This is a genomic window from Paenibacillus sp. 1A_MP2 (assembly GCF_052244825.1).
Classification (GTDB): domain Bacteria; phylum Bacillota; class Bacilli; order Paenibacillales; family Paenibacillaceae; genus Paenibacillus; species Paenibacillus vandeheii.
Genome location: NZ_JBQQCS010000001.1, coordinates 4848799 through 4861090, shown reverse-complemented (window position 1 = coordinate 4861090; position 12292 = coordinate 4848799). Strand labels below are relative to the sequence as shown.

Genomic DNA, 12292 nt, shown 5'->3' with positions numbered 1-12292 from the left:
CGTACTCCTTTCTTAGCCAAATAAGCGGTCTGCCCAGCCAAAGACCAGCCTGATGACATCATTGGGATTAGGCCAACCCGGTACAGAGACAGCCAGGGTATTCCACAGAAGAAATAGGCCCAGCAGAACGAAATAAGCCCTTTTTATTCCCTTTTTGCTTGACTTGATCATGGGCCACTCAAGTATGTACAGTACGGCAAACAAAACAACAGCAATCATTGGTTTACCTCCTAAAGTGGCTTGACACTTTCAACTGCTCCTATCAGTAGCTGGATTCCGATCCTACGAACTGGATGTTGATATTGGTATGCACGTTAAACTGCAAATCGTTTTTGACATAATCATTCCAAACGGGACGCAACTGTTCCCAGATGCGAGGATAGGCCCATTCCAGACGATAACCAAGCATCAGAATATCAGCTTTTTTTCGTTGTCCGGCCTTTATTGCGTTTGTTAAATATGCACTCGCCTTTTCATTGGCCTTTTGCTGTATTTGTTTAACGCCCACAACATCCTTGACCTTGAGAACGGGGATCACGGAATTCAGTTCTGCCTCACCCCTTAAAGTGATGTCAAAAAAAGGTTGTCCATTTACAAGTTTGACCTTGATTTTGGAATTCATATTATAGATGGTCATACTCGCTTTCTCGTCATCAGTTTCCACGGAGACGACCAAAGTATCCAAATTGCGATTGGCCCAGGCTACCGTTCTTGTTTCTTCGGGTGAGATCGAATCAACCATCTTCATCTGTTTGAAAAGAGCACTGCCCACCTGACTGGTCCATTGCTTTCGTTTGTTCTCCTCGCTTGCCATTGTGGTTGCTTTCGATTCCAGTAAGGGGGCAGCAAAGCCCTGATTCATTTTGTCAGCCATAAGTACAGTGAGCATTTGTGTCTTTAACATATTTTCTTCGGTTGCAAATTCTCTTAACACATCACTGGGTGTTTCTTCGAAAACCGGGGTCAGATTAGCCACGTCTCGGGCTCTGCCCTTGGCAACCATGACATAACTGCTAAGATGGAACAAAGGTTCACGTGAAATCCATTCCATCGTATCTTGAATTCCTTCTCTAGCATATGCTTCACCGAATACCACTACCCGTGTATGCCCCAGGAAAGCTTTCGTGTGAGATCTGTTTGGATTTTCTCCATAGCATCAGCGATGGTGGATGCGGAAGCCGAAACGAGAGCATATGGATTTTTTCCGGGTCCTCCGGTTCCTTGCGGAGTGAGACGGTTCGGCAGCGGCGTACTTAGTGAAATATCGATTTCACCCGGTTTTTCTCCTTTATCCACATACATGGTTGTAATAAACGTACGTTCATTTATCTCCACTTTGGACCAGCAGCCACTGCAAAGTAAAACGCATATCAAAACGACACTCAGTTTGGTTGTAATGATAAACTTTTTCATGTCTTTTGCCTTTTTTTATTAGCATTTGCATAAGCTGTTGGACGCTGCTTCATCAGGAACCAGGGCACGCGAACGATAGTATCCTTGATATCACGAAGTACGAGAGGAGCAAAGGGCTGCATGTAAGGAACGCCAAATGAGCGAAGACTGACCATATACCAATAGATCAGATAGATCGAGATCACGATGCCGAACAGACCCAGTGTTCCGCCCATAAACAGCACTGGAAAACGAAGCAGCCGGAAGGCCAGTCCGAGCTCGAAGTGCGGGATGATAAAGGCGGCAATACCTGTGATGGATACGACGATAACCAATGGTGCTGAGACAATTCCAGCCTGTACGGCCGCCTGACCAATCACAATCCCGCCGATAATGGACACCGTCTGACCCAGCGGCTTCGGAATACGAATTCCCGCTTCGCGCAAACCTTCAAAGGTCACTTCCATAATGAGTGCTTCAATCAGGGCGGGGAAAGGAATGTTTTCTCTGGCAGAAGCAATCGTAATCAGCAGGTTGGTCGGAATAATTTCCGGGTGAAAAGTAGTAACGGCGACATATAAGGATGGCAGCAGGAAGGCTATAAAGGCAAACAGCAGACGAATAAGCCGGATAAAGGAAGCAGAATAAAATCGTTGATAATAGTCTTCCGAAGACTGCATTAAAGAAAAAAAGGTTACGGGAATGAGCAGGGAAAACGGTGTTCCGTCCTGCATAACCCCGATCCGCCCTTCAACCAGTGCAGCCGCCACCGTATCCGGCCGTTCGGTATATTGATATTGCGGAAAAGGAGAGAGCGGATGATCCTCCAGAAATTCAGATAAATAACTCACGCCCAAGCTGCTGTCCATATCAATATTACCAAGGCTTTCCAGCACGTTTTCCAAAATGTCCGGTTTGCATAACCCTTGAATATACACAACGAATACTTCAGTTTTGGTGTATTTACCAATGATGAATTTGACCATTTTCAAATCAGGGTGTTTGATTTTGTGCCGGAGCAGAGACATATTCACATGAATATCTTCGATGAAGGCTTCCTGAGGCCCGACGATCACAACTTCGTTGCTTGATTCCGTTACGGAACGTCTTTGATAATTTTGAAGAGCGAAGTGGATCATGCCCGAAATACCCTCGATATATAATGCTGCATTACCTGAAACGATATCATCCACAATTGTTGCTGCTGAATTCGAGTGGTGGCTGTTAAGGGTGAAAAATGATCCGGTCACGACACGGGTAATGAATTGATGATCTATTTCATTTCGTGAAGCTTCCTCAAGCAGTGGTTTGACGATGGCTTCCCGCATGGTAGGGGTATCCACAATGGACTGAATATAGATGAGTTCACAATGGAAAGGTCCGATTTGAAAAGGCTGATAGATTATGTCGGCAACACCCAACAGATTAGCCCTAACCTGTTCATAGATATTGTCTTTTTCCATTTCAGTTTCGCCTCCCTATGCTGTAATCCTGAGTCTCTAATCTGACTATAGTGTGCGACGCTTCCAATGAAATATACTTTTAAGTTTGGATTATCGAAATATATTACAAACTTTGATGCAGATGATGAATGGGGAAAGCGTCAAATTGGGCTTAGAATAAGAGGGTGAATGAGGCGGAGAGACGTTTTATATAAGGAGTTGATGGAAAATGACGTATCGGATTAGACGTGCCGAGCTTGGGGATGTTAATGGCGTGGCACAGCTGTTCAATGAATATAGGATGTTTTACGACCAGCTTACAGATCTGAACGGAGCGAATGAGTATATAAGAGAACGTATGGAACGCAATGAATCCGTTATTCTGATTGCAGAATTGGAAGTGAATACAGACAAGAGAGAGGAGAGCAGCTTGACGGATAAGCCTATATCGAGCGAGTTGGGTGGATTTGTACAGCTTTATCCAAGCTTTAGCTCGGTGTCCATGAGACCGAGCTGGGTGCTTAATGATCTGTACGTACATGCGGATCATCGCCAGAAGGGAATTGCGCGTAAGCTGCTGCAAGCTGCACGACGATTGGCAGATGAGAGTGGAGCTGTGCGAATCGTGCTCTCTACAGCGATAAACAACAAGAAGGCTCAGGCATTATATGAGTCGGAAGGCTATACGCTGGATACCGATTTCATGTATTATGAACTTCATGTATAAGCAATTCATGGAGACCCCTGAACTTCAGGGCAAGGGAGGCATTAGCTCAAAATGATGCAATGGATAGCAATGATTACGATGTTGATCGATCATATAGGAGCCGTCTTTTATCCGCAGGTAACCGAGCTGCGAATCATTGGTCGGATTGCTTTTCCAATCTATGCTTTTGCCGTGTATATCGGTTATAAACATACGCGCAACGTACAAAAATACATATGGCGGTTGTTCTGGATTGCTGTTCTCTCGCAATTGCCGTTTATGGCGGCTTTTAATCATTTTTCGCTGAATGTGGTATGGACATTGTGGTCAGCCCTGCTTGTGTTGCTCGTACTTGATAAACTTCCAAACCGTATGCTGGGAATTCCGATTGTGATCGGGGCAGGCTTGGTCATGGAGATGACCCATATGGATTACGGCATGTATGGCTTGCTGCTTGTATTGCTGTTTCGTTACTTCCAGGGACCCATTCTGGTCATGGCTCATGTGCTCTTGAATGTTCTGTATATTTTGCTGTACAGCAGCTCCGTTCAGATGTACAGCGTAATCGCTACCGTTGGAATCGCAGTGGCCCAGTATTATAACGCAGGGTTCCGTCTGAAAGGTCCACGTTGGATTTGGCGTTATTTTTATCCTGCACATTTGGCGGTTATTGCCTTGATTCGCTGGATTTAAGGAGCTTTCTTGAAGAAAGAGCCTTCATGAAGAAAGAAGCCACCTCAACGTCATCACTGACGTTGGGTGGCTTCTTAATATTTTTCAGTGGATGCACTACATGCATTCACAGTATTGAATTTACTCCTTGGTTGAAGAAGTGCCAAAATGCGGTCGGACGGCCTTAGGAAAATAACCAATCTCAACAGCATGCTCTAGCATGTTTGAGATGAAACGATCATCCGTTTTGGCACAAGTAATTCCGGCTGGTTCCACATAGGCAGTTGTTACAGGAGAAGCATACACGTATGCAGAATCCTTGGCACCGTCTCCTTCAAGCTGTGCGATCGCCAGTTGAAGCGCCTCAGGGTCCTTGCTGACACTGCCATCGAACAACCAGTTGGTGTACTCTGTAAAGGGCAGAGTCTGCACGTCATAGCCGGCCCGATTCACAGAACGAATCAGATCATCGTAGCTGATCGGCTCCGGATTACAGATATGGAATACTCGTCCTGCTGTGTCTTGGCGCAATGCCAGATGAACAATTGCCTGACTTGCATAGTCAATCGGCGTAAAATCAACCATCCAGTCGGCTGCTGGAGCCTTACCCAGCAATAACATCGCTTTAATCATACGATAAAAGGCATTGCTATCGATGTTGGACTGGAAGCGTCCCGTTTCAGAATGACAGGTCAGATTACCAGCACGATAGATGCTCACAGGCACACCCTCTTCGGCAGCAATCATAAGCACTTTCTCGGCTTCAAGCTTGCTGTCCGAGTACAGGTTGTCCACGTGCAAATCTGCAGGGAACCGGTCATATTGCAATGAGGTCTCCCACTGTCCACTGAGTGCAAGGTCTTCCGGAATCCCCATCGTGGATACATGGTGGAAGGAAGCACCCGGCTTGCTGCGAATAAGATGGAGCAGTGCGATGGTTCCATCCACGTTGGTTTTGGCGAATTGTGCTGCATCTCCGAAATGTCGTACATCAGCGGCACAGTGTATCACACGGTCAATTCGTTCTTGCACATAAGTCGTCTGCTCGGCAGAAAGACCAAGATTCGGTTGCTCCAGATCACCTTCGATAATCTCGACACGGGATGCGAGGAGAGGCAGTAATTCTGGCCCGAAGTAACCCTTCATGACGTTGCTCAGTCGATCCATCGCAGAGCTTCCATCTGCAGGGCGGCGAACAAGAGTATAGATGCGTGTATTCGAAGTTAGAATCAACTGCTGCAGCACATGGGAACCAAGATATCCGGTAGCCCCGGTCAAGAGCACATGCTCGGGATCCAGAATATCCGGGTAACCAATCTGGGATCTCAGCTCTACAGGATGTTCTGACAATTGGGTGATTACGCCCTCACGCACTGAGGAATGGGCAGTAACTTCTGTTATTTGAGCCAGCGTCTCCACATGCTGTGCCAAAGCACGAATCGTCTTTTCGGCAAAAAAGTCAGCAATTTTCAGCTGCGGATAATGCGGCTTCAGAATGACCAGCACATGGATGACCCGAAGGGAATCGCCGCCAATGGCGAAGAAGCTGTCCTCCACACCAAAGTCATCGTGCTGAAGAATTTCTTTCCATGCTTCCATAATAATAGCTTCAGCTTCCGTCTCCGGAAGTACCCGATCAGGACGATCTTCATGACGCTCGACGTGAGGCAGAGATACCATCGCTTTGCGATTGATCTTTCCTGTCGGTGCGATCGGCATTTCGTCGAGCTGACATATCCATTTCGGTACAAAATAGGAAGGGAGCTTAACCGTTAGCTCGGCTTTGATGTCCGCAACGGAAAGTGTACTGCCATCTTTGGACGTAAAGTATCCTACGAGCATGTTTTGACCATCCGATTCCTTCTTGGGAATCACGGCGACATTCTGGACCTGATCCAGGCGGGCAAAATGATCCTCAATCTCCCCGATTTCAATCCGGTGACCCCGAATCTTTAATTGCGAGTCGCTGCGTCCGACATATTCCAGTAGTCCGCTATCGAGCAGTTTGGCTATATCACCTGACTTATAGATTTTCTCATCGATGGCAAAAGGATTATCAATGAATGCCTGCGCTGTGCGCTCCGGCTGGTTCAGATACCCTTGAGCCAGGGCAGGTGTCGCGATATATACCTCGCCAGGGACGCCTACCGGGCAGAGTTGCTGTTCTTCATTGACGATATACACTTTATAGTTATGAATCGGTCTTCCGATTGGAATATTAACGACATTTTCAGGAACTTGCTCACTAATGCGATGGGTCGTTGTAGCTACTGTACATTCCGTGGGTCCATATACATTGACAATATCAATCTGGTTGCCAAACTTGCGTTGGAAGGCACGAACCTGCTCACCATAGAGAGCTTCTCCGGCCACGGTAATGATTTTGACTTTAGCCAGCTTGTGGAAGCCTTCATCTGAAAGGAAGGAAGCCAGCTGGTTGAAAAAGATGGTTGGCAGTATCGTAATAATCGTTGTGCCTGTGCGCTCAATTGCACTCGCAAACTCTTCAACGGATACACGTTCCTCCGCCGATAACAGGTACAATTCTGCTCCGTAGAACAAGGCGCCAATCGTATCCCACACTGATGCGTCGAAGCTGTATGTAGCAAACTGGGTTAATACGTCACCTGGTTTAATATCGCAATCCCGCTGCACAACACTACCGAGATTGGCAACACCCCGATGGGCAATAAGTGCACCTTTGGGCTTGCCGGTAGATCCTGAAGTATAGATAATATACGCCAGATCATCTGGTTGAATATCCAGATTGGGGTTGCTTGCTGCAAATCCGGCAAGGCGTCCGTCCACAGCCAGGATTTGGCGAACAGTAGTAATACCTGAGAATAACCGTGAAGCTTCAAGTAAAGAGGACTCTTTGGTCAGGACAAATGATGAAGCTGTATCTTCGACAATATAACTGTTGCGTTCTTGTGGATGCTCAGGGTCGACAGGAACGTATACTCCGCCAGCTTTGAGAATACCGAGCAAAGAAATAATCGTTTCCAGGCTCCGCTCCATAAAGATGCTGACAAATTCTCCTTTTTGCAATCCGTTGGATAACAACACACGGGCAACCTGATTCGCACGTTCGTTCAGTTCTCTATACGTGTAACGGCCGGTTGGAGACGTAATTGCCGGTGATTCAGGATATTGGGCTGCTGTCGCTTCGAACCAGCCATGAATCGTCTGATGCTCCGGTTCGAGCACGGTGGTGTCATTCATTTCTCTATATAACAACCGGTCTGAAGCGGACAAAATGTCCACTGTACCGATTGCTTTGTCTTGATTTCGCAACATGGCGCGAAGCAGGGTCTGATAATACTCTGCATATCTCGTGACCGTGGATTCACTCAGAAGTGAACTGTCGTAGAACAGATCCAGCATGAGCATATCCTGATCATCACGAATATTCCAATTTAACAATTGAGGAGCCTGAGGCAACTGGACACGATTAAACATGAACAGGGTTTCCGGGTTTCCTCCTGTTTGGAGCGTATGATGGTGCTGAAGTTGATCTGAAATCTGACGTACCAGCTCACTGAAGGTTAACTTGCCTTGAATCTGCAATAACACATGGGAAGCTGCCTGGTCTGGAGCCAACGTGCCAATGGCAAGTTCCTGTTCCCTGACAAACGGAATAATAATGCTGCATACGCAGTCAGTAAAACTGGATACACGTTTTCTGAGTTGAACCTCTGTTGGAGTTCCCGCCCCAGAGACTTTTCTAGTGGTATATGAGCAGACTCATAAGAGAAGATTTGTTGACGGCGCCCATAATCCAGTGGAATCTGAAGAACCGGCAGGCCAGATTCCATTGTGTGGGAAGACGATGATTGATTTTTGACCACTTCAGTTTTTCCTCCTTGGTTCAAACCGTTCAATTGTGGATTGAATTATAATTTGCTTACATTAAAATGAGAAATCAGTTCTTGCAGTTCCTCAGACATCGTGTTCAAACGGGTAGAAGAATCAACAAGTGTAATCAAAGATGCTTTTTGTTCATCAACGGATGAAGAGATGCGTTCACTGTTATCAGCTGTCTTACTCACGCTGGCAGACAAATCATCCGCAGTTGCTGTCATTTCTTCTGTACCTGCAGAGATTTCTTCAGTAGCGCTGGATACTTCCTGAATTTGATTCGATACTTTTTTGGCTGCTTCCAGAATTTCCTCGAACAATTGACCGGTTTGATCAGCTACACTGAGGCCGGTATCCACTTCGGAAGTACCCTGTTCCATCGCACGAACGGCTTGTCTGATTTCAGCTTGAATCTCCTGGATCAGTACAGCAACCTGGCTCGTGGATTGTTCGGATTGCTCAGCAAGCTTGCGTACTTCACCCGCTACAACTGCGAATCCTCTGCCTTCCTCACCAACACGTGCTGCTTCGATGGATGCATTCAACGCAAGCAGGTTCGTTTGGCTGGATATACCTGAGATGATATTCAGAATATCGCCAATTTCCTGAGAGCGGCTCTCCAGAACCTCAATGGCAGAAGCGGTATTTTTAACAGATTCCGTAATTAGATTCATCTGTTCGGACACCTGACGAACAACACTGTTTCCTAGTTGTGAACGGCGTTCCATCTCATAGGCTTCGTCAGCTACGCTGGCTGAACTGCTGGCAATAGTCTGAATAACAATAGCCATCTCGGACATCGCACGGGCACTATCTCGTGTTGCCTGTTCCTGTGCACGAATATTCGATGTAATCTGAGTAACGTTGCTATTGATAGAATCAGCATTCTCGCTGTTTCTCTCAGAGACTTCATACAATTCCTTGGCAGACTCATTGACTTCTTGTGAAGTAATTTGCACTTTGACGATAGTATCGTTAATCTTGCGAACCATGGTATTGAACTTTTCATTCACAATTCCCAGATCATCTTTACCAGTTGGAATCTTGACATTCAAATTACCCCGACTTACGTCATCAATCCCTTTGATCAGGTGACGAATAGGGGAAAGCGTGTTTTTGACAACAAGATATTGGATAATCAGGAACAGCAGCAGGAAAGCTACCAGAATAATAATTCCGTTTTTAAGCAATTTGTTCAGTCCGGCCGGTACCGCTGATGCGTCTGCATCAACTGCAAAGTAGGAATAAATCTTGCCGTTACTATCCTTGATCGGATAAGCAATGGTGGTCCAGGTTCCGAAATCATCGGAATAAAATGTGGTGAATGTCGGGCGATCAGTATTCAACATTTCTTTGAGCGCATTTGCCACAACGACAGGCTGTTCATACATATCGCCGATATTTACATTTTCACTCTGGAAAGCTTCCTTTAGATTGGTTGGCATGGCGACAAGGGAAGTTAACCGCTTGTTATCTCCACCGAGCTCAACGCCAAAGATGTAGGCTTGGGCAATGTTGGGATAATATTGCTGCATTTCATCGAAATAGGCGCGCAATTTGGTTTGTGTTTTTCCATCATAACTGCCTTCTGTGATAGCAGCCTGTACATCAGTGGAATCAATACCTTCTGCCCATTTTTTGGTGATTTGTTCTACTTGACCATGTAACTGATCTACAAGAATCGTTTTTTGAAAATAGTAGCTGCTGGCAATAAGCGCCACGCCGATAATGATAATGTTCGTAAATGATAGTAACAGATTTTTTGAGAAAAATGACATACTTTTCCAACTTAATGATTTCACTAAAGTCCACTCCTGATCTTCTTTGAATTAAAAACATATATTTTGGTTGCTTTTATGACGCCAATTACATCATTTCTTAATCCCCTCCAAAGGCATAATGTGCGACCATGGTCTTGGGTTTGTAGTCGCTATGTAGAGATATTTTTACCTGGATACCTATAGGTGTCTAATTATTAAAACACATCTATACTTAATATGTCGTATAAAATGTCGCCAGATTGAATAGTTTTGTTAAAACTTTTTTAATATTTTACGTATTTATGGACATATGAAAGCAATATGTAGGTATTTAGAACTGTTTATTTAAAATAATTCCCATTTTTTAGTTTCATTCTGTATTCTATAACATGGTGGGTTAAAAAACATCCTTAAACTTTGAAGAAAATAAGGCAAATGACAGAGAAATGTTCCTATCATCTGCCTTTCCAATCGTGCACCAAGGGGGAGAATGTAAAGGAAATGATGTTTGGATTTGGACTTTAATCTAACCAAGAACATACATAAGCATGATCAATGATGCATGTGAAGCAGAGAAACAGGCCAAGTTTCCCAGTGGAATACCTCATTGCACAGATATACATCGGAAGCGGTTTTATCTATAATAACTACAGTATGCATTTCTTAAATCATGAGCAGCGGGGGTTTATAGATGAATCTTAAACAGATAGCAGCTGAGCGCGCGGCAGAATATGTTCAAGATGGAATGAAGGTTGGGTTGGGTACAGGTTCAACGGCGTATTACGCTATTTGTCGAATTGGTGAGCGGGTACGCGAAGGGTTAAACATTCAGGCGGTAGCTACCTCGGAAGCATCGGACAAGCTCGCCAAGGAGTGGGGGATTCCGATCGTTCCATTTGATCAGATTGGACGTCTGGATCTGACCATTGACGGTGCAGATGAAGTTGACCCTGAGTTTAACCTGATCAAGGGTGGCGGCGGTGCGCTTTTACGTGAGAAAATTGTAGCTGCAAACAGCGACAAGCTGATTATTGTGGCCGATGGCAGCAAAGCAGTACCAAAGCTGGGGAAATTCCCATTGCCGGTTGAGGTGGTTCCTTTTGCGTCAGAGTGGACTTTCGAGGCGCTTGAGAAACTTGGGTGTAACCCGGAATGGCGTATGGATGGGGATCAACGGTATCTTACGGATAATGGAAACCTCATTGCGGATTGCCGTATGGAAGCCATAGAACAAGCTGCGGAGCTTAACGTGCAGTTAAATATGCTGCCAGGTGTTGTCGATAATGGACTGTTTATTCATATGGCGGACACCGTCATTCTTGCGAAGAGTGATGGCAGCATCGATGAGCGTCATCGTTCCTGAACTGAAAGCGAGGTCAGTGTATAGATGAGGGAGAACCCGTTAGTGGATGGAGAAATTTCTCTTCGATGTGTGGAAAAGAGGATCTGACTGAACTCTATGAATTAATCTACAGTGAAGATGTCCCGGAATGGAAACAATGGGATGCGCCATATTTTGCCCTTGAACACGAGAGCTACGAAGACTTTGAACGGAGCATGCTGAGACGACTTGAAGCGACTAAGCACAATTCTGACCCGGACTCCATTCGAATTGTTGAGTTGAATGGCCGAATTGTCGGCACAATCAGCTATTATTGGGAGCATCGTCCATCCATGTGGCTGGAAATGGGAATCGTGCTATATTGTTCAGCCCAATGGGGACGCGGGATAGGCACGCGAGTACTTCAGATGTGGTCCAGCCACTTATTCGAGCAATTGCCACTGGTCCGGGTTGGATTAACAACATGGTCAGGCAATGAACGAATGATGCGTTCGGCTTCGAAGGCGGGGCTTCAGGTGGAAGGACGTATGCGCAAATGCCGCATCGTGGATGGCCAGCATTATGATTCAATTCGTATGGGAATGCTGCGCGAAGAATGGGAGCAGATACGGTCCCAGACGCAGGTCGAAATGTAAACAACTGATGGAGGATTATAGAAATGCCGAACAACGAGGACAATCGGGAACTGTCTTTGCAATTATTTGTGGTTCTCGCTCGCGCATACAATTCCGTTACATCCAGGTCCAATCGGGATATCCAGAGTCATGGACTGAATACGACAGAATTTGGCGTGCTTGATTTGTTATACCATAAAGGGCCGCAGGCGTTGCAAAAGATCGGTGAGAAAGTGTTAATGTCCAGCGGTAATATCACGTATGTTGTGGACAAGCTTCAGAACAAAAATCTGCTGATTCGTCGAGCATCCAAGGAAGATCGGCGTGTTATATATGCTGAATTGACGGAGGAAGGAAGACATCTGTTTACACAAATCTTTCCTCAGCACCACCAGGTGATCATTGATGCGGTGGATGGACTTGAACCCTCGGAAAAGGCGGATGCAATTCGTTTGTTAAAAAAGCTTGGACTCGCTGCAGAGGGGAAAACTGACTTGCGTTAATTA

At 45.7% G+C, this 12292-nt stretch carries 10 protein-coding genes and 1 pseudogene; 5 read left to right on the top strand and 6 right to left on the bottom strand.

Annotated features, from left to right (window positions below; all coding sequences use genetic code 11):
* Positions 1-12 precede the first annotated feature (12 nt).
* The 4 genes and pseudogenes from ACTWJ7_RS23710 to ACTWJ7_RS23695 all read right to left on the bottom strand — a co-directional run bounded on the left by ACTWJ7_RS23710 (position 13) and on the right by ACTWJ7_RS23695 (position 2855).
* A complete protein-coding gene (locus ACTWJ7_RS23710) occupies positions 13-219 on the bottom strand; it encodes a hypothetical protein (RefSeq protein ID WP_053783728.1) in 207 nt (68 codons plus the stop codon).
* Positions 220-262: 43 nt separating this feature from the next.
* The gene (locus ACTWJ7_RS23705; RefSeq protein WP_443146414.1) at positions 263-814 is read right to left on the bottom strand and encodes a Ger(x)C family spore germination C-terminal domain-containing protein; all 552 of its coding nucleotides are present in this window, start codon (positions 812-814) and stop codon (positions 263-265) included.
* A 147-nt stretch (positions 815-961) separates the two neighbouring features.
* Positions 962-1302: pseudogene (locus ACTWJ7_RS23700) on the bottom strand (Ger(x)C family spore germination protein); the annotation flags it as partial.
* Positions 1303-1409: 107 nt separating this feature from the next.
* Entirely contained in the window at positions 1410-2855 is a 1446-nt protein-coding gene (locus ACTWJ7_RS23695; protein WP_079347085.1) for a spore germination protein, read from the bottom strand.
* Between the two features lie 208 nt (positions 2856-3063).
* Between ACTWJ7_RS23695 and ACTWJ7_RS23690 the strand changes: the two genes are divergently transcribed.
* Both ACTWJ7_RS23690 and ACTWJ7_RS23685 read left to right on the top strand, forming a co-directional pair.
* Positions 3064-3561: a GNAT family N-acetyltransferase gene (locus ACTWJ7_RS23690; RefSeq protein ID WP_443145925.1), complete on the top strand. Its 498-nt coding sequence runs from the start codon at positions 3064-3066 to the stop codon at positions 3559-3561.
* Positions 3562-3612: 51 nt separating this feature from the next.
* Positions 3613-4233: a TraX family protein gene (locus ACTWJ7_RS23685; protein WP_301879306.1), complete on the top strand. Its 621-nt coding sequence runs from the start codon at positions 3613-3615 to the stop codon at positions 4231-4233.
* Positions 4234-4353: 120 nt separating this feature from the next.
* Here the strand turns inward: ACTWJ7_RS23685 and ACTWJ7_RS23680 are convergent, their stop codons facing one another.
* A complete protein-coding gene (locus ACTWJ7_RS23680) occupies positions 4354-7812 on the bottom strand; it encodes a non-ribosomal peptide synthetase family protein (protein WP_443145924.1) in 3459 nt (1152 codons plus the stop codon).
* 293 nt (positions 7813-8105) lie between these two features.
* Positions 8106-9848 carry a methyl-accepting chemotaxis protein gene (locus ACTWJ7_RS23675; protein WP_301879554.1) on the bottom strand — a complete coding sequence of 581 codons (1743 nt, stop codon included), beginning with the start codon at positions 9846-9848 and terminating at the stop codon, positions 8106-8108.
* Between the two features lie 673 nt (positions 9849-10521).
* Here ACTWJ7_RS23675 and rpiA point away from each other — a divergent pair.
* The 3 genes from rpiA to ACTWJ7_RS23660 all read left to right on the top strand — a co-directional run bounded on the left by rpiA (position 10522) and on the right by ACTWJ7_RS23660 (position 12289).
* Positions 10522-11193 carry a ribose-5-phosphate isomerase RpiA gene (rpiA, locus tag ACTWJ7_RS23670; RefSeq protein ID WP_079347081.1) on the top strand — a complete coding sequence of 224 codons (672 nt, stop codon included), beginning with the start codon at positions 10522-10524 and terminating at the stop codon, positions 11191-11193.
* Between the two features lie 65 nt (positions 11194-11258).
* A complete protein-coding gene (locus tag ACTWJ7_RS23665; protein WP_443145923.1) occupies positions 11259-11807 on the top strand; it encodes a GNAT family N-acetyltransferase in 549 nt (182 codons plus the stop codon).
* Positions 11808-11830: 23 nt separating this feature from the next.
* Complete coding sequence (locus tag ACTWJ7_RS23660; protein ID WP_024630132.1) at positions 11831-12289, top strand: MarR family winged helix-turn-helix transcriptional regulator; 459 nt, start codon at positions 11831-11833, stop codon at positions 12287-12289.
* Positions 12290-12292: the final 3 nt, after the last annotated feature.